Annotated in this window: 17 protein-coding genes; 7 read left to right on the forward strand and 10 right to left on the reverse strand. The window is 69.0% G+C overall.

Annotated elements, in window-relative coordinates; translation table 11 throughout:
- Both AC5Y5Z_RS20795 and AC5Y5Z_RS20800 read right to left on the reverse strand, forming a co-directional pair.
- On the reverse strand, nt 1-1,246 hold a 1,246-nt coding region (locus tag AC5Y5Z_RS20795; protein ID WP_499927265.1), incomplete at its 3' end, for an alkane 1-monooxygenase.
- A 119-nt stretch (nt 1,247-1,365) separates the two neighbouring features.
- Complete coding sequence (locus AC5Y5Z_RS20800) at nt 1,366-2,847, reverse strand: amino acid permease (protein ID WP_499927267.1); 1,482 nt, start codon at nt 2,845-2,847, stop codon at nt 1,366-1,368.
- An 89-nt stretch (nt 2,848-2,936) separates the two neighbouring features.
- On the opposite strand from AC5Y5Z_RS20800, the gene AC5Y5Z_RS20805 reads away from it, so the two are divergent.
- Nucleotides 2,937-4,307, forward strand: coding sequence for an FAD-dependent oxidoreductase (locus tag AC5Y5Z_RS20805; RefSeq protein WP_473139791.1), 1,371 nt, complete (start codon nt 2,937-2,939; stop codon nt 4,305-4,307).
- On the opposite strand, the gene manA is transcribed toward AC5Y5Z_RS20805, so the two are convergent.
- The 4 genes from manA to AC5Y5Z_RS20825 all read right to left on the reverse strand — a co-directional run bounded on the left by manA (nt 4,291) and on the right by AC5Y5Z_RS20825 (nt 8,580).
- Nucleotides 4,291-5,529 carry a mannose-6-phosphate isomerase, class I gene (gene manA / locus AC5Y5Z_RS20810; RefSeq protein ID WP_463828277.1) on the reverse strand — a complete coding sequence of 413 codons (1,239 nt, stop codon included), beginning with the start codon at nt 5,527-5,529 and terminating at the stop codon, nt 4,291-4,293. The genes AC5Y5Z_RS20805 and manA overlap by 17 nt on opposite strands.
- A 7-nt stretch (nt 5,530-5,536) precedes the next feature.
- On the reverse strand, nt 5,537-6,604 hold the full coding sequence (locus AC5Y5Z_RS20815) for a TobH protein (protein ID WP_463828278.1): 1,068 nt from the start codon (nt 6,602-6,604) through the stop codon (nt 5,537-5,539).
- On the reverse strand, nt 6,601-8,004 hold the full coding sequence (locus AC5Y5Z_RS20820; RefSeq protein ID WP_499927269.1) for a phosphomannomutase/phosphoglucomutase: 1,404 nt from the start codon (nt 8,002-8,004) through the stop codon (nt 6,601-6,603). The genes AC5Y5Z_RS20815 and AC5Y5Z_RS20820 overlap by 4 nt, the downstream gene beginning before the upstream one ends.
- 102 nt (nt 8,005-8,106) lie before the next feature.
- Complete coding sequence (locus tag AC5Y5Z_RS20825; RefSeq protein WP_463828280.1) at nt 8,107-8,580, reverse strand: DUF3499 domain-containing protein; 474 nt, start codon at nt 8,578-8,580, stop codon at nt 8,107-8,109.
- Between the two features lie 182 nt (nt 8,581-8,762).
- On the opposite strand from AC5Y5Z_RS20825, the gene AC5Y5Z_RS20830 reads away from it, so the two are divergent.
- The gene (locus AC5Y5Z_RS20830; RefSeq protein WP_473139792.1) at nt 8,763-9,182 is read left to right on the forward strand and encodes a metallopeptidase family protein; all 420 of its coding nucleotides are present in this window, start codon (nt 8,763-8,765) and stop codon (nt 9,180-9,182) included.
- A gap of 15 nt (nt 9,183-9,197) precedes the next feature.
- On the opposite strand, the gene AC5Y5Z_RS20835 is transcribed toward AC5Y5Z_RS20830, so the two are convergent.
- Nucleotides 9,198-9,554 (reverse strand): WhiB family transcriptional regulator, encoded by a 357-nt coding sequence (locus AC5Y5Z_RS20835; RefSeq protein ID WP_463828356.1) that lies wholly within the window; start codon nt 9,552-9,554, stop codon nt 9,198-9,200.
- A 350-nt stretch (nt 9,555-9,904) separates the two neighbouring features.
- Here AC5Y5Z_RS20835 and cofD point away from each other — a divergent pair, with 350 nt between their 5' ends.
- The 3 genes from cofD to AC5Y5Z_RS20850 are packed head-to-tail and all read left to right on the forward strand — an operon-like array spanning nt 9,905 to nt 12,815.
- Entirely contained in the window at nt 9,905-10,891 is a 987-nt protein-coding gene (gene cofD / locus AC5Y5Z_RS20840) for a 2-phospho-L-lactate transferase (protein WP_499927271.1), read from the forward strand.
- The gene (locus tag AC5Y5Z_RS20845; protein WP_499927273.1) at nt 10,888-12,255 is read left to right on the forward strand and encodes a coenzyme F420-0:L-glutamate ligase; all 1,368 of its coding nucleotides are present in this window, start codon (nt 10,888-10,890) and stop codon (nt 12,253-12,255) included. Before cofD ends, AC5Y5Z_RS20845 begins: the two co-directional genes overlap by 4 nt.
- Nucleotides 12,252-12,815, forward strand: a complete 564-nt coding sequence (locus AC5Y5Z_RS20850) for an NUDIX hydrolase (protein WP_499927275.1) — start codon at nt 12,252-12,254, stop codon at nt 12,813-12,815. The genes AC5Y5Z_RS20845 and AC5Y5Z_RS20850 overlap by 4 nt, the downstream gene beginning before the upstream one ends.
- Here AC5Y5Z_RS20850 and manB read toward each other — a convergent pair.
- The 3 genes from manB to rfbD are packed head-to-tail and all read right to left on the reverse strand — an operon-like array spanning nt 12,797 to nt 15,663.
- Entirely contained in the window at nt 12,797-13,876 is a 1,080-nt protein-coding gene (manB, locus tag AC5Y5Z_RS20855; protein WP_463828284.1) for a mannose-1-phosphate guanylyltransferase, read from the reverse strand. The genes AC5Y5Z_RS20850 and manB overlap by 19 nt on opposite strands.
- Before the next feature lies 1 nt (nt 13,877).
- Nucleotides 13,878-14,792, reverse strand: coding sequence for a glycosyltransferase family 2 protein (locus tag AC5Y5Z_RS20860; protein WP_463828285.1), 915 nt, complete (start codon nt 14,790-14,792; stop codon nt 13,878-13,880).
- The gene (gene rfbD / locus AC5Y5Z_RS20865) at nt 14,785-15,663 is read right to left on the reverse strand and encodes a dTDP-4-dehydrorhamnose reductase (RefSeq protein ID WP_499927278.1); all 879 of its coding nucleotides are present in this window, start codon (nt 15,661-15,663) and stop codon (nt 14,785-14,787) included. The genes AC5Y5Z_RS20860 and rfbD overlap by 8 nt, the downstream gene beginning before the upstream one ends.
- Nucleotides 15,664-15,756: 93 nt before the next feature.
- Between rfbD and AC5Y5Z_RS20870 the strand changes: the two genes are divergently transcribed.
- Entirely contained in the window at nt 15,757-17,211 is a 1,455-nt protein-coding gene (locus tag AC5Y5Z_RS20870) for an LCP family protein (protein ID WP_473139793.1), read from the forward strand.
- A 49-nt stretch (nt 17,212-17,260) separates the two neighbouring features.
- On the forward strand, nt 17,261-17,941 hold the full coding sequence (locus AC5Y5Z_RS20875; RefSeq protein WP_463828358.1) for a TIGR03089 family protein: 681 nt from the start codon (nt 17,261-17,263) through the stop codon (nt 17,939-17,941).
- The last annotated feature ends 176 nt before the right edge of the window (nt 17,942-18,117 follow it).

Consider the following 18,117-nt stretch of genomic DNA (forward strand, 5'->3'; position numbering starts at 1 on the left):
CGGCCACCTCGTGGGCGGCCCCGTACCTGGCCAGCAGCTTCGCCCGCAGCCGCGGGTGCAGGTTGACCTTGGTGATGTCGCCGTCGTAGTGCTCGAGCACCCGGTGGTCCATCACCTTGCGCCACAGCGGCGGGAAGTAGGTCAGCGTGATCATCGAGGCGTACCCGCTGGGCAGGTTGGGCGAGCCGGCCATGCTGCGCAGCGTCTGGTAGCGCCGGGTCGGGTTGGCGTGGTGGTCGCTGTGCCGCTGCAGGTGGTAGAGGAACAGGTTGGTGACGATGTGGTCGGAGTTCCAGCTGTGCACCGGGGCGCACCGCTCGTAGCGGCCGTTCTCCTTCTTCTCCCGCAGCAGCCCGTAGTGCTCGAGGTAGTTGACGGCTTCGAGCAGGCCGAAGCCGAACACTGCCTGGATGATCATGAACGGGATCAGGCTCACCCCGAAGACCGCGATCAGCACGCCCCACAGCAGCACCGACATGGCCCAGGCGTTCAGGACGTCGTTGGACAGGTAGGTGCGGGGGTCCCACGGGCTCTTGCCGAGCCGGCGAATCCGCTGCGCTTCGAGGTGCACCGAGGAGCGGGCGCTGCCGATGACGCTGCGCGGCAGAAACTCCCAGAACGTTTCGCCGAAGCGGGATGACGCCGGGTCCTCCGGAGTGGAGACCCGCACGTGGTGGCCGCGGTTGTGCTCGATGTAGAAGTGGCCGTACCAGGTCTGGGCCAGGGTGATCTTGGACAGCCAGCGCTCCAGGGAGTCCTTCTTGTGGCCCATTTCGTGGGCGGTGTTGATTCCGACGCCGCCGAGGACACCCACCGACAGCGCCACGCCGATCTTGCCGAACCAGCCCAGGCCGCCTTCGAAGCCGAGCCAGTGCAGGTTCGACGCGGTGAACAGGTAGGCGCCCAGCACCACGCTCAGGTACTGGAACGGGATGTAGATGTAGGTGCAGTACCGGTAGTACTTGTCGTTCTCCAACCGCTCCATCACCTCGTCGGGCGGGTTCTGGCCGTCGGGGCCGAACCGCAGGTCCAGCAGCGGCAGCAGGATGTAGAGCAGGATCGGGCCGATCCACAGCGGCACCTGCGCCGCGAAGTGCCAGTCCAGCCGGTTGAGCCCCCAGCTGATCGGCAGCATCACGAACAGCGCCGTCGGGGGGATGAGTCCCATCAGCCACAGGTAGCGCTTCTTGTCGCGCCACTCCGTTGCCGGAGCTCCCGTCGCCTGGGCGTCGATCTGGGTGGTCATATGCCAAACCTCCTTGTGTGTCACACCACGATGAGATTGGACATTACGGCAGTTTGCGTCTCTTGTCTAGACAAAGGGGCCATGTTTGTAAATCAAGTGCTCAAAGACATCCCATTTGTCTACGGCGTCCTGACCTCCACCTGCGCCGCACGACCCCGCTGCAGCGAATGCCGCCGTCCGTATCCGACGTAGATGACCACCCCGATCACCAGCCACACCCCGAAGCGCACCCAGGTCAGGGCGGTGAGGTTGAGCATCAGCCACAGACACGCGCACACCGAGGCGATCGGCAGCAACGGCACCCACGGCGCCTTGAACCCGCGCTGCAGGTCCGGGCGGGTGCGGCGCAGGACGATGACACCGGCCGAGACCAGCACGAACGCAAACAGCGTGCCGACGTTGACCATCTCCTCGAGCTTGTCGATCGGAAACACCGCAGCCGTGGCCGCGATCACGACCGCCACCAGCACGGTGATGCGGACCGGGGTGCCCCGGGCGCTGGTCTTGGCCAGGCCGCGCGGCAGCAGACCGTCGCGGGCCATCGCGAACAGCACCCGGCACTGACCCAGCATCAGCACCATCACCACCGTGGTCAGGCCGGCCAGCGCACCGACCGAGATGATGCCGCTGGCCCAGTGCACGCCGTTGGCCTGGAACGCCGTGGCCAGATTGGCCGAGTGGTGATCGACGGTCTTGAGCTGGGTGTAGGAGATCATCCCGGACAACACCACCGAGACCGCTACGTAGAGGACGGTGACGATGCCCAGCGACGCCAGAATGCCGCGCGGCACGTTGCGCTGCGGGTCTTTGGTCTCCTCGGCCATGGTGGCGACGATGTCGAAGCCGACGAACGCGAAGAACACGATCGAAGCACCCGCCAGCACGCCATACCAGCCGTAGTGGCTGCCGCCCGCCCCGGTGATCAGCGACAGCACCGACTGGTCCAGTCCGTTGCCGCCGTGTTGGACCTCGGGTTCGGGCACGAACGGCCGGTAGTTGGCGCCCTTGATGTAGAACGCCCCGACGACGACCACCAGGAGCACCACCGCCACCTTGATGGTGGTCACCACGGCGGAGAAACGGGACGACAACTTGGTGCCCAGCGCCAGCAGGACCGCCACCAGCGTGACGATCAGCAGCGCGCCCCAGTCGAAGGTGAACCACGCGAAGTGCTGGACCGCGCCGGCGAACCCGAAGACCGTGCCCAGGTAGCTCGACCACCCCTTGGCCACCACCGCCGCGCCGATGGCCAGTTCCAGCACCAGATTCCAGCCGATCACCCAGGCCAGCACCTCGCCGAAGGTGGCGTAGGAGAAGGTGTAGGCGCTGCCGGCCACCGGCAGCGTGGAGGCGAATTCGGCATAGCACAGCGCCGCCAGGGCACAGGTACCCGCCGCGATCAGAAACGAAATCCAGATGGCGGGGCCGGTGATGTCACCGGTGGTCGACGCGGTGACGGTGAAGATGCCGGCCCCGATCACCACCGAGACACCGAAGACGACGAGATCCCACCAGGTGAGCTCCTTACGCAGCCGGGTGCTCGGCTCGTCGGTGTCGGCGATCGACTGCTCGACCGTTTTCCTGCGCCAGCGATCTGCCATCCGAGCACGCCCCTTCAATCACTTATGGACCGGACAGTACTGGGTACTCTGCCCAAATGGTGGGGAGCGCGGAGAACAAGAATCACGCAATAGTCATCGGTGCCAGCATCGCCGGATTGTCCGCGGCGAAGGTGCTGTCGGACTTCTATACGCAGGTGACGGTGTTCGAGCGGGACGAGCTGCCCGGCGAGCCGGCCAGCCGGGCCGCCGTCCCGCAGGACCGGCACCTGCACATGCTGATGGCCCGCGGGGCCAACGAGTTCGAGAGCCTGTTTCCGGGCCTGCTCAACGACATGGTCGCCGCGGGCGTGCCGATGCTGGAGAACCGGCCCGACTGTATCCACCTGGGGGCGGCCGGACACGTCCTGGGCACCGGGCACACGCTGCGCGACGAGTTCACCGCCTACGTGCCGAGCCGCCCGCACCTGGAATGGCAGCTCCGACGCCGGGTGCTCGAGCTGGCCAACGTCGAGATCGTGCAGCGTCCCGTCGCCGAACCGCGATTCGAACCTGCCACACAGCGGGTGACCGGCGTGCTGCTGGACCCCGAAACCCCGGGTCAGGATCCCGAGTTCGTGCCGGCCGACCTGGTGGTGGATGCTGCCGGGCGCGGCACCCGGCTGCCGGTCTGGCTGACGCAGTGGGGTTACCAGCGCGCACCGGAGACGACGGTGGACATCGGCATCAACTACGCGACCCACCGGTTCCGGATGCCTGAGGGGTTGATCCAGGAAAAGGTGGTGGTCGCCGGGGCCTCCCACGACCAGCCGCTCGGGCTGGGGATGCTGTATTACGAGGACCGCACCTGGGTGCTGACCACGTTCGGGGTGGGTCACACCAAACCGCCGCGGACCTTCCCGGACATGCTGGGCCTGGCCAAAGAAATGCTGCCGGACCATTTCAACGCCGCGCTGGCGCAGTCCGAACCCGTCGGCGACCCCTCCTATCACGCCTTCCCGGTGAGCCGCTGGCGCCGCTACCACAAGGTGGAGCGCTTCCCGGGCGGAATCATCCCGTTCGGCGACGCGGTGGCCAGCTTCAACCCCACCTTCGGCCAGGGCATGACCATGACCTCGTTGCAGGCCCGCAATCTGCGCCAAGCCCTGCAGACCCCCGACGTGGACCTGGCCACCGAGCTGAGTCGGCTGACCGCCAAAACCACCTTCCCGGTGTGGATGATGAACGCGATCGGCGACGTGACTTTTCACCACGCCGTCGCCGACCCGGAACCGCGCTGGTACCGCGCGGCGGGCGGGCTGTTCGATCAGTTCCTGGGCGCCGCCGAGACCAATCCCGTGCTCGGCGAATGGTTTCTGCGCCGCTTCTCGCTGCTCGACAGCTTGTATATGGTGCCGACACCGTCCATCCTGGGCCGCACCATCGCGCACAACATGCGCTTGTGGGTAGGCGAGAAACGCGAGCGCCGGTTGGCCCGGCGGGCGGTTACAAGCCGACCGTAGCCCGGAACACCTTGGCCGGTTGGCGCGCGCACAGCCGGATCGGACCGTCGTCGGCGCCCACCCAGGCCGCCGCCCCGCGCTCCAGCGTCAGCGACCCGGTCTTGCCGTGCACCGTCAGCTCCCCCTCGGCGCACAACAGGATCTGCGGTCCGTCATGGCGGGACGGCGCGTCGACCTCGTGGCCCAGCTGCTCACCGTCGAGGACGAGCAGCGCGACCGCGAACTCGTCGGCCGGGGTCTCGTACACCAGGGCCAGGCCGTCGCGGCGGATCGGCGGACGCAGTTGCGACTCGGCGGACGGGGTGAAATCCAGCACCCGCAGCAGTTCCGCCACATCGACGTGCTTGGGGGTCAGGCCGCCGCGTAACACGTTGTCGGAGTTGGCCATCACCTCCAGCGCGAATCCGCGCAGATAGGTGTGCAGGTTGCCGGCGGGCACGAAGATCGCCTCGCCGGGGGCCAGGCTGATGCGGTTGAGCAGCAACGCCGCCAGCACGCCGGCGTCACCGGGATAGCGCTCCCCCAGTTCCAGCACCGTGCGCGCTTCGCCGGCGAACTCGGTGGCCCCGCAGCTCAGATACTGGATGGCCCCGTCGAGTACGGCGGGCACCAGCACGTCGAGGTCGGGCTGGGGGGCGGTGATCCAGGTGGTGAACAACGCCCGCAGGCCGGCTGCATCGGATTCGTCGTCGGACCCCTCGCCGAGCAGGTCGATGAACGGGTCCAGGTCGGAGACGGCCAGCGCCCGCAGCAGGTCGCTGGTGCGGGCCACTTGCCGGAACCCGGCCAGCGCCTCGAACGGCTGCAACGCCACCAGCAGTTCGGGTTTGTGACTGATGTCGCGGTAGTTGCGCACCGGCGAGTTCACCGGAATGCCGAGCCGCTCCTCGCGCCGATACCCCTCGACCGCCTGCGCGGTACTGGGATGGGCCTGTAGCGACAGCGGCTCGTCGGCGGCCAGCACTTTGACCAGAAACGGGAGCACGTCGCCGAACCGTGCCCGCGACGCCGCGCCCAGCTGGCCCTCGGGGTCGGCGCTCAGTGCCGTCAACAACGAGGTCTCGCCGTGCGGCGTGTGCAGAAAGGCCGGGTCGCCCGGGTGAGCGCCGAACCAGAGTTCGGCCTCGGGATGGGCGGCCGGCACCGGCCGCCCGGTGAATTCGGCGAGTGCGGTGCGCGACCCCCAGGCGTAGGTGCGCATGGCTCCGCGTAGCAGTTCCACCCTGTATCTATCCCCGTGCCAATCGCAGGTAAACCGCCGCCATCTCGAGCCGAACGGCCAGCACCGCCAGTTGCTGCTCGACGCGCTGAGCAGCGGTGGGCGCCGGCGCTTCCGGCACGTCCTGGGCACCGATCAGGTAGACGTCGTCCAGCCCGGCCACCCGGGCGGCGACCACCGTGCGCTCAGCGGCCAGCGTCAGCGCCAGCACCCGCAACCGCTGGGGCAGCGGCCCGTCGATCTGCTCGTCGTGGAACAGGTCGTGTTCCGGCGCGGGGTGGCCGCCGGGCCCACCGCGCAGCGCAGCCACCGCGTCCGCCAGGCCGGTGGCGGCGACCGCCTGCTGCGCATTGCGCAGCACCATCGAACTGCCGTGCCGGGCCAGCGTCAGCGTTGCGGCGCTGTCCCCGGCCAGCGCCACCTGGCACCCGGTCAGCCGCGCCGCCAGCATCTTGGCCGGATTGGTGAACAACTCGCGTGCGGCACTGTTGCGCAGCACCTCGGCGTCCAGTTCGTCGGCCAGCGCCCCCAGATCAAGAGGCAGCCGGGAGTCCACGGTCTGCAGCACCGCCAGACCGACCGCCAGATACCGGCACAGCCCGAACTCGTCGGGCGCCCACAACCGGGGCGCCAGCACCGCGACCCGGCCCGCGGTGGAGTCACGCAGCGGACCTTCGAACGGCGCCGCCACCACCACCCGCGCTCCGCGGCGCACCCCGGTGGCGGCCGCGCCGACCAGCACGGGGTCCCCGGGATCGTCGCCGGCCACCACCAGCACATCCAGCGGACCGATCCAGGACGGAGCCTCGGTGGCCAGCACGATCGGCGCCGCAGCGTCGGTGGCCAGCGTCGAGATCAGCAGAGCCCCGGCCGTTTCCGCGGGGCCGCGCCCGGCCACCCAGATCACGCTGCGCGGCCGGTCGTTGCCGCCGAGGGACTCGAGCTCGCCCTCCTCCAGCGCGGCAGCCACGGTGCGCACCTGGGCGCCGGCCATCGACGCCGCCCGCAGCAGGCCGTCCCGGTCGGCGGCCAGCAGACCCTCGGCGTCCTCGAGATCGACAGCTCCGACGGTGCTCACGGTCCCGCCTGGGGTGGGTCGGCCCGGGCCGCGATTTCCTCGCTGATCTGTGCGACCACCGCGTCCACATCCTCGATGCTGCGCCCCTCGACATTGAGCCGCAAGAGCGGCTCGGTGTTGGAGCTGCGCAAGTTGAACCAGCGGCCGTCGCCCAGGTCCGCGGTCACCCCGTCCAGGTGGTCGATGGAGTGGATCCGGCCACCGAACGCCTTCAACACGGCATCCACGCACGCCGCCGCGTCGGCGACGGTGAAGTTGATCTCGCCGGAGGACTCGTAGCGCTGGTAGTCGGCGGTCAGCTCGGAAAGCGGCCGGTCCTGCTGCTCACCGAGCGCCGCGAGCACGTACAACGCGGCCAGCATTCCGGAGTCGGCGCCCCAGAAGTCCCGGAAGTAGTAGTGCGCCGAGTGTTCCCCACCGAAGATCGCGCCGGTCTCGGCCATCAGCGCCTTGATGTAGGAGTGCCCGACGCGCGAGCGCAGCGGCGTGCCGCCGCGCTCGGCCACCAGCTCGGGCACCGCGCGCGAGGTGATCACGTTGTGGATGACGGTGGCGCCGATCTCGCGGGTCAGCTCGCGCGCGGCGACCAGGCTGGTGACCGTCGAGGGCGAGACCGGCCGGCCACGCTCGTCGACCACGAAGCAACGGTCGGCGTCGCCGTCGAACGCCAGGCCGATGTCGGCGTTGGTTTCGCGCACGAAGTGCTGCAGGTCCACCAGGTTCGCTGGGTCCAGCGGGTTGGCCTCGTGGTTGGGGAAGGTGCCGTCGAGCTCAAAGTACAAGGGCAACAACGTGATCGAGTCGATGGCACCGAGCACCGCCGGGGCGGTATGGCCGGCCATGCCGTTGCCGGCGTCCACGGCCACCCGCAGCGGGCGCAGGTCGGCGGTGTTCACCAACGAGCGCAGGAACACGCCGTAGTCGGCCAGCACATCCTGGTCGGTCACCGATCCGGCCGGGCCGTCGTAGCCGGCCGCCGCGCCGGCGATCAGGTCCTCGCTGATGACGGTCAGACCGGTGTCCTTACCGACCGGTTTGGCACCCGCGCGGCACAGCTTGATGCCGTTGTAGGCCGCCGGGTTGTGGCTGGCGGTGAACATGGCACCGGGGCAGTCCAGCAGACCCGAGCCGAAGTACAACTGATCGGTGGAGGCCAGACCGATGCGCACCACGTCCAGGCCCTGACCGGTGACGCCGTCGGCGAACGCCGCCGCCAGCGACGGGGAGCTGTCGCGCATGTCGTGACCGATCACCACCCGGCCGGCGCCCTCGCTGCGCATCAACCGGGCGAAGGCGGCACCGACGTCGGCGACGAAGGGCTCGCTGATTTCCGCACCGACCAGCCCACGGACGTCGTAGGCCTTGATCACACGGTGGACAGCCGCGGCGGGCCAAGACATGTGGGGTGCTCCTGACGACGTGAACTCTTCGCCCGTCAGCCTATCGGCCCGCCGGCACTGCGGACCGGAACGGTCCGGTTGGCGATCGACGGTTCGGCGCGCTCAGTCGGCAGGATCGGGCAGGACCCGCAGGTGTCCGCGCCGGCGTCCGGACCGATGTTCGGGTGGCGCCAGCACACCGGTGGCGTGAGCTCCCGCCGAATGCACCGGATCCCCTACCCCAGCGGCGCGTGGGATGTCGTCGTACCCGTCGTATCCGTCGACCCGCGCGGTGAAGCCGTTCACGACCGCACTCGCACGCACCCCGCCCTCGCGCACCGCATCGGCCAGCGCCACCAGGTCGTCCTCGTCGGGATTGGTGGGCTCGGCGTTGAGCGGTCCGGCGTGGCGCACCAGCTCCCAGCCACGCGGGGCGGTGATGCGGCCGGCATGACCGACACACAGATCCCAGGAGTGGGGTTCCCGCGCGGTAGCGAGTGGTCCGACCACCGCCGTGGAGTCCGAGTAAACGAACGTCAGCGTTGCCACTGCATAGTGCGGACACCCGGGCCGGCAGCAGCGACGGGGTACGTTCACGAGCGAAAGGCTATCGTGCGCAAACGCCGCTCAAGCGCCGGACACGCGCATCGGTTCTAGCCACGATGTACAACCGTTACCATCGGCGCGTGAGCGATTCCCGCGGCTCCGGCCGCAGCGGTCGGCCTGCGGGCAGGTGGGCCGGGACGTTCGGGCACCGATCCCGGCGCAGGGGCCGCGATCTGCGCGGCCCGTTGCTGCCGCCCACCGTGCCGGGCTGGCGCAGCCGCGCCGAGCGGTTCGACATGGCGGTGCTGGAGGCCTACGAACCCATTGAGCGACGGGTCGGTGAGCGGGTAGCCGAACTCGACGTCGCCGTCGACGAGATCCCCCGCATCGCGGCCAAGGATCCCGACAGCGTGCAGTGGCCACCTGAGGTGATCGCGGACGGACCGATCGCCCTGGCCCGTCTGATACCCGCCGGGGTCGACGTCCGCGGCAACGCGACGCGGGCGCGAATTGTATTGTTCCGCAAGCCGATTGAGCGACGGGCGAAAGACACCGTCGAACTCGGTGACCTGCTGCACGAGATCCTGGTGGCCCAGGTGGCGATCTACCTGGACGTGGAGCCGTCGGTCATCGACCCGACGATCGACGACTGAACTTTGTGCGGCGGACTAGATGACGCCGCGCTTGAGGCGGCGACGTTCGCGCTCGGACAGTCCACCCCAGATGCCGAACCGCTCGTCGTGGGCCAGCGCGTAGTCGAGGCACTCATGACGGACCTCGCACCCCAGGCAGATCTTCTTCGCCTCGCGGGTGGAGCCACCCTTCTCCGGGAAGAAGGCCTCGGGGTCGGTCTGGGCGCACAGCGCTTTGTCCTGCCATTGGTCGGCGGGGACTTCCGGCAGTGGCTCGGGCTCGAATGCGGCGGGCGCATCCGGAACCACGCTGAGATGAGGACGGACGGGTGCTTTCGGTGTCGGCAGAGACGTCACGACCGAGCCGGACGTGGTGTGCGGTGTGCCCCCCATTACGCCCCGAAGGTATTCATAGGACATGACTCCGCCTCCTCACTGATAGAGAGTGAATGGTTTACCACTGTTCTGATGTACAGATACCCAATTCGAACAAGTGATCGAATCTCGGTCTGCGACACCGGAACCGGCCGGCCAACCGGGAAATGACACTGATGTGATTAGACACGTGCCGGTGACCCTGGTCAAGCACTTCGGCGCATTTCCATACCATCTCGTAACCGAATTTCGGCGTTTCTGTTGTTTCGGCACTCGGGCGTGTCGAACACAGTATTATCACAAGTCCCTTGTGCCACAGTGGTTACCGATAACAACCCGTCCGCGCGCGCCGGGTACTGTCCTGCGGTGTGAAGGTCACCGTGTTGGTCGGCGGCGTCGGCGGCGCCCGCTTCCTGCTCGGCGCACAACACTTCCTCGGCCTGGGACAGTTTGCTCGGCCGGACCAAACCGGTCATGAACTGACCGCCGTCGTCAACATCGGCGACGACGCGTGGATCCACGGCGTACGCATCTGCCCGGACTTGGACACCTGCATGTACACCCTGGGCGGCGGGGTGGACCCGGAGCGCGGCTGGGGTCATCGGGACGAAACCTGGCATGCCAAAGAGGAACTGGCGCGCTACGGGGTGCAACCCGATTGGTTCGGGCTCGGCGATCGCGATCTGGCCACCCACCTGATTCGAACTCAGATGCTCAACGCCGGTTACCCGCTGTCGCAGATCACCGCCGCACTGTGCGATCGTTGGCAGCCGGGCGCGCGGTTGCTGCCGGCCAGCGACGACCGCTGTGAAACGCATGTGGTGATCACCGATCCGTCCGACGGTTCGCGCAAAGCGATCCACTTCCAGGAGTGGTGGGTTCGCTACCGCGCCCAAGTCCCCACCCACAGTTTCGCCTTCGTCGGAGCCGAAAAGGCTAGCGCCACAACAGAAGCGATGGCAGCCATCGCCGAAGCCGACGTAATCATGCTGGCACCGTCCAATCCGGTGGTGAGCGTCGGGGCCATCCTGGCGGTACCCGGCATCCGCGCCGCCCTGCGCACCGCGACCGCCCCGGTGGTCGGGTACTCACCGATCATCGGTGGAAAACCGTTGCGCGGCATGGCCGATGCCTGTCTATCGGTGATCGGCGTGGACTCCACCGCCGAGGCCGTCGGGCGGCATTACGGTGCGCGCGGCACCACCGGGATACTGGACTGCTGGCTGATCCACGAGGGTGATCGCGCCGAAATCGACGCTGTGGCGGTGCGATCCATCCCGCTGCTGATGAGCGACCCGGCGACCACGGCTGAGATGGTGCGCGCCGGGCTGGAACTGGCTGGCGTGACAGTATGACCGGGCAGCCCACGCTGCCCCCGACGGGCGAACACGGCACCGCCGGGAGGATCGAGATCCTGCCCGTTCCCGGGCTTCCCGAGTTCCGTCCCGGTGACGACCTGGGCGCCGCGCTGGCCGCCGCCATGCCATGGCTGCGCGACGGTGACGTGGTGGTGGTCACCAGCAAGGTGGTGTCCAAATGTGAAGGCCGCCTGGTGCCGGCTCCGCCGGATCCTGAGCAGCGAGATACCCTGCGCCGTAAGCTGATTGACGACGAGGCGATCCGGGTGCTGGCCCGCAAGGGACGCACCCTGATCACCGAGAACCGGCTGGGCCTGATCCAGGCCGCGGCCGGGGTGGACGGATCCAACGTCGGGACATCGGAATTGGCGCTGCTGCCGGTGGACCCGGACGGCAGTGCCGCCGCGCTGCGGGCGCGGCTGGGTGAACTGCTCGGGGTCACCGTCGCCGTTGTGATCACCGACACCATGGGCCGGGCCTGGCGTAACGGCCAGATCGACGCTGCGGTGGGAAGTGCGGGAATAGCTGTGCTGCACAACTATTCGGGCGCCGTCGATCAGCACGGTAATGATCTGGTGGTCACTGAGATCGCCGTCGCCGACGAGATCGCGGCGGCAGCCGACCTGGCGAAGGGCAAGCTGACCGCGATGCCGGTGGCGGTGATCCGGGGGCTCGCACCCGCCGACAATGGCACGACCGCGCGGCACCTGGTGCGCGCAGGCACCGAAGACCTGTTCTGGCTCGGCACCGCCGAGGCCCTCGACCTGGGTCACCGCCAGGCTCAACTGATGCGCCGCTCGGTGCGGCAGTTCAGCAGCGAACCGGTGCCGGCGGAGCTGGTCGAAGCCGCGGTCGCCGAGGCGCTGACCGCCCCGGCCCCGCACCACACCCGGCCGGTGCGGTTCGTGTGGCTGCAGACCCAGGCCACCCGAAATCGGCTGCTGGACCGGATGAAAGACAAGTGGCGGACCGATCTGAGCGGTGACGGCAAGCCCGCCGATGCAGTGGAGCGCCGCGTCTCGCGCGGCCAGATTCTCTATGACGCGCCCGAAGTCGTCATACCCTTTCTGGTGCCCGACGGCGCGCACAGCTACCCGGACGCCGCGCGCACCGAGGCCGAGCACACCATGTTCACCGTCGCCGTCGGCGCCGCCGTCCAGGGTCTGCTGGTTGCGCTGGCGGTCCGCGGCCTGGGCAGCTGCTGGATCGGGTCGACGATCTTCGCCGCCGACCTGGTGTGCGAAGAGCTTGGCCTGCACCGTGATTGGGAGCCGCTGGGGGCCGTCGCAATCGGCTACCCCGCCGAGGCGATCGAACCGCGCGAGCCGGCGCCGGTCGCGGATCTGTTGATCCGCCGATGAGCTTGCGGGATTCGGTGATCGACCTGCTCGCCGGGTGGCAGGCGCCCGAACCCGCCCAGGACGCGCTGCGCCAGGCCGTGCTCGGGTTCGTGCTGGCCCGCCCGGACGCGTGCCTGCGGGAGTGCGAGCCCGGGCACATCACCGCCTCGACCCTGGTGCTCGACGACAGCGGCGAGCGGGTGCTGCTCACCCTGCATCCCCGGCTGCACCGCTGGGTGCAACTCGGCGGACACTGCGAGCAGGATGTCGATGCCGACATCCAGGCCGCCGCGCTGCGCGAGGCCGTCGAGGAGTCCGGCATCCCCGACCTGGCGCTGGACCCGGAACTCGTTGCCGTGCACGTCCACGCGCTGACCTGCTCGCTGGGCAAGCCGACCCGGCACCTGGACCTGCAGTTCGTGGCGCGTGCGCCGGCGGGTGCCCGGATCGCCATCAGCGACGAGTCCGACGACCTGCGCTGGTGGCCGGCGGACGCGCTGCCCGAAGGCACCGATCACGCGTTGGCGTACCTGGTGGATCGCGCCCGCCGCCCGGAGGAAGCTCAGACGTCCGACGAGTAGCGGATCCCACCGTCGGGAATCGAGACCCCGGGCCACACCCGCGCCCCGCGCAGCAGTTCGCAGCGCGCACCGATGTCGCAGCCGTCGCCGATCACGCCGTCGCGGATCAGCGCCCGCGGCCCGATGCGGGCACCGAACCCGATGATCGAGCGCTCGATCACACTGCCCGCCTCGACCTTGACCCCGTCGAAGATCACCGCGCCGTCCAGCCGCACCCCCGCGCCGATCTCGGCGCCCCGGCCCACGACGGTGCCGCCGATCAGCAGCGCGCCCGGCGCCACCGCCGCGCCGTCGTGCACCAACGACTCGCCCCGCTGCCCGTGCAGGGCCGGCGACGGCGCGATCCCGCGCACCAGATCGGCCGAGCCGCGCACGAAGTCCTCCGGGGTGCCCATGTCGCGCCAGTAGGTGGCGTCGACGTATCCGCACACCTTGACGTCGTCCGCCGACAGCAGCGACGGAAATACCTCGCGTTCCACCGACACCTCGCGCCCGCGCGGAATGCGGTCGATGATGTCGCGGCCGAACACGTAACAGCCGGCGTTGATCTGATCGGTCGGCGGGTCCTGTGTCTTCTCCAGAAAGGCGACGACCCGGTCCGTGTCGTCGGTGGGGACGCAACCGAACGCGCGCGGATCACCGACCCGGACCAGGTGCAGCGTCACGTCGGCCTGATGCCCGCGATGAAACTCCAGCAACTGGCCCAGATCGGCGCCGGAGAGCACGTCGCCGTTGAACACCATGACGGTGTCGTGGCGGAGCTTGGGGGCGACATTCGCGATGCCGCCGCCGGTGCCCAGCGCGTTCTCCTCGGTCACGTACTCGATCTGCAGGCCGAGCTTGGATCCGTCGCCGAACTCGGCCTCGAACACCTCGGCCCGGTACGACGTGCCCAGCACCACGTGCTCGATGCCGGCGGCGGCGATCCGCGACAACAGATGGGTGAGAAATGGCAGCCCGGCCGTCGGCAGCATCGGTTTGGGCGCGGACAGCGTCAGGGGCCGCAGTCGCGTGCCTTTGCCGCCGACCAGGACCACCGCATCGACGTGGTGGGTTGCCAACTCAGTGCCGCCCTTCTGCCAGTTCCCGCTGCAACGATTTGCGCGACCGGCGCAGCGCGCTGCGCACCATCAGGCGCGAACGCACCGCCAGCGAACCGCGCAGCGTCCAGCGCAGCGGGGCGCGCCACCATCCGGAGTGCCGGTCCGCCAAGAAGATATAGGTACTGCGGTGATGCGCAGCCAGGTGGCTGGCCGGGTCCCGGCCGGTGGAGTGGCCTTTGTGGTGCAGCACCTCAGCGGTGGGGACGTACACGGACTGCCAGCCGGCTCTGCCGAGCCGGTCGCCGAGGTCGACGTCCTCCATATACATGAAGTAGCGCTCGTCGAAACCGCCGATCTGGTCGAACGCCGCGCGCCGCACCAGCAGGCACGACCCCGACAGCCAGCCCACCGGGCGCTCGCTGGGCTCCAGGTGTTCCTGCCGGTACGCACGGGTCCACCGGTTGCGCGGGTAGACCGGGCCGAGCACCGCGTGCATGCCGCCGCGGACCAGGCTGGGCAGGTGACGCGCGGACGGGTACACCGACCCGTCGGGGTCCCGGATCAGCGGGCCCAGCGCACCCGCCCGCGGCCACCGGGCAGCGGCGTCCAGCAGCGCGTCGATGCTGCCCGGGCCCCACTGCACGTCCGGGTTGGCCACGATCACCCAGTCGTCCATCCAGTTTTCGTCGCGCTGGTCGAGCTTGGCGACGGTGCGGTTGACTGCCGTCCCGTAGCCGAGGTTGGACCCGGTGGGCAGCAACCGCACATTGGGATAGCGCAGGACGGCGGCCTGCGGTGTTCCGTCGGTGGAGCCGTTGTCGGCCAGCAGCACGCTGACCGGACGTTCGGTGGCCAAGGACAACGACGCCAGGAACCGCTCCAGGTGCGGGCCCGGCGAATAGGTCACCGCAACGACCGGCAGAACGTCAGTCACGCGTTGAGGGTAACGGTCGATCGGTCGCCGCGGTCAACGCCGCGACCAGCGCACTGCGCCACGGACGCAGCGGGGCCAGTCCCGCCGCCACCCAGGCCCGATTGGACAGCGCCGAATACGACGGGCGCGTGGCGGGCCGCGGAAACTCGTCGGTGCCGCACGGATTGACCCGCTGCGGGTCGGCGCCGCTTTCCTCGAACACCGCCCGGGCCTGCTCGTATCGGGAGACCACACCCTCGTTGGCGGCGTGCAGTAGGCACCCACGAACGTCACTGTCGGCCAACTCCAGCAGCGCGGCAGCCAGATCGGCGGCGTAGGTCGGTGAGCCGGTCTGGTCGTCGACCACCTTGACCGGTCCGTCTCCGGCGGCCAGCCGCTGCATGACCGCGACAAAGTCGTTGCGGTGCACCCCAGCGGTGTAGACCCAGGCGGTGCGCACCACGACGGCGTCCGGCAGCGCGGCGTGCACCGCCTGTTCCCCGGCGAGCTTGCTGGCCGCGTAAACACCTTGGGGCGCGGTCGGGTCGCCCGGCTCGTAGGGCCGCGACTGCGCGCCGTCGAACACGTAATCGGTCGAGATATGGATCAGTCGGGCACCGGTGCGCGCACAGGCACGCGCCAGATGCTCGGGACCGGCGGCGTTGACGGCGTACGCGCCGGCCTGGTCGGTTTCGGCGCCGTCGACGTCGGTGTAGGCGGCGCAGTTGATCACCACGTCGTCGGGCTCGATCACCCCGGCCGCGGCGGGGTCGGTGATGTCCCATTCCGATGACGTCCTGGCCAGCACGTTCCGCCCGGCGCGGGTGGCCTGTGCGCGTATCAGGCTGCCGAGCTGACCGCCCGCACCGGTGATCACGAGCCTGGCTGACATGTCTTGAGTCTGGCACGCCGAGCCTGGCTACCCGGAAAGCCGGTGTTGCGCAAGTAACCTACAGTGGTGTTTGAGCAGAGTGTGACTCGTGTGATGCGTGTGGTTTGCACGGCAATGGCCGTCCTGGTCGTACTCGGTACCGGCGTCGCCTGGAGCAACGTGAAGTCGTTCGAGGACGGCATCTTCCACATGTCGGCACCCTCGCTGGGCCACGGAGCCGACGACGGCGCGATCGACATCCTGCTGGTGGGCCTGGACAGCCGCACCGACGCGCACGGCAACCCGCTCTCCGCTGAGGAGCTGGCATCGCTGCGCGCCGGCGACGAGGAAGCCACCAACACCGACACCATCATCCTGATCCGCATCCCCGACAACGGGAAGTCGGCCACTGCGATATCGATCCCCCGCGACTCCTACGTCCAGGCCCCCAACCTGGGCAAGACCAAGATCAACGGCGTGTACGGACAGACCCGCGAGACCAAGCGCGTCAGCCTGGTCAAAGCCGGCGCCTCGGCCGGCGAGGCCGCCGCGGTCGGCACCGAGGCGGGCCGCGAAGCGCTGATCAAGACGGTAGCCGACCTGACCGGCGTCACCGTCGACCACTACGCCGAAATCGGACTGCTGGGCTTCTCCCTGATCGCCGATGCGCTCGGCGGCGTCGAGGTGTGCCTCAAAGACGCTGTCTACGAACCTCTTTCCGGCGCCGACTTCCCCGCCGGCCGGCAGAAGCTGAACGGCCCCCAGGCACTGAGCTTCGTGCGCCAGCGTCACGAACTGCCGCGCGGCGACCTGGACCGGGTGGTGCGCCAGCAGGCGGTGATGGCCTCGCTGGCCCACCGGGTGATCTCCGGGAAGACGCTGTCCAGTCCCGCCACCCTGCGACGACTCGAGCAGGCCGTGCAGCGCTCGGTGGTGTTGTCCTCCGGTTGGGACATCATGGATTTCGTGCGGCAGCTGCAGCAACTGGCCGGTGGCAACGTGGCGTTCGCGACCATCCCGGTGCTCGACGGTGCCGGCTGGAGCGACGACGGCATGCAGAGCGTGGTGCGGGTGGACGCCCACCAGGTTCAGGAGTGGGTCGGCGGCCTGCTGCACGAACAGGATCAGGGTAAAACCGAGGAACTGGCCTACACGCCGGCCAAGACCACCGCCAACGTGGTCAACGACACCGACATCAACGGCCTCGCGTCGGCGGTGTCGGATGCGTTGAGCGCCAAGGGCTTTACCGCCGGCTCGGTGGGCAACAACGAGGGCGGCCACGTCAAGGGCAGTCAGGTGCGGGTCGCCAAGACCGACGACCTGGGCGCCCAGGAGGTCGCCAAACTGTTGGGCGGGCTGCCCGTCGTCGCCGACACCTCGATACCGGCCGGATCGGTGCGGGTGGTGCTGGCCAACGACTACACCGGCCCGGGATCCGGACTCGACGGTGGGACAGCTACGTCCGCGCGGGTCTCGAGTGCGGCGGCCGGCAACAGCACGGGTGGCACGGTCCCGGCGCCGTCACCGATCTTGACCGCGGGCTCCGAGAACCCCGAGTGCATAAACTGACCGTGCCGTGTCTGCCCTGACCACGCTGTCCGCAGCGATCCTGGACCCGATGCTGCGCGCCGACCCGGTCGGCCCGCGCATCACCTACTACGACGACGCCACCGGCGAGCGGATCGAGCTGTCCGCGGTGACGCTGGCCAACTGGGCGGCCAAGACGGCCAATCTGTTGCGCGACGAACTGGGCGCCGGGCCGGGCAGTCGGGTCGCCGTTCTGCTGCCGGCGCACTGGCAGACGGCGGCGGTGCTGTTCGGGGTGTGGTGGATCGGCGCCGAAGCGGTGCGGGACGGACCGGCCGAGGTCGCGCTGTGCACGATCGACCGGCTCGACGAGGCCGACGACGCGGCCAATGGTGGCGAGGTCGCCGTGCTGTCGTTGGATCCCTTCGGCAAGCCGGTGCCTGATCTGCCGATCGGCGTCACCGACTACGCCACGGCGGTGCGGGTGCATGGCGATCAGGTCGTCCCCGCGCGCACCCCCGGCCCGGCGCTGGCCGGTCAGTCTGCGGCCCAGGTGCTGGCCGCCTGTGCACAATCCGCGGCGTTGCAGAGTCTGACCGGCGAGGATCGGGTGTTGTCCAGCTTGGCCTGGGACCGGCCCGAGCACCTGGTGGACCGATTGCTGACGGTGCTGTCGGTGGGCGGGTCGCTGGTCCAGGTGGCCAACCCCGACCCAGGCGCGTTGCCGCGTCGGGTCGAAACGGAGAAGGTCACCCGGGTGCTGGACAAATGACGAAAGCTTTCGGACGGCAAAATCGAATTAACTGACTCGTCAATTCGCAGGGACGGCCGTCGGGCGCCGCGTCGGGGGCGCCCACCACGTCGTTCGGCGCCGGCGGCCGGTGTCGGTGAATGTGACAGCCAGGTAGTGGAATACTATTCAGCAAATTGCTTGAAGTCTTTTCCGCG

The sequence above is a fragment of the Mycobacterium sp. NGS29 genome, from assembly GCF_059812965.1.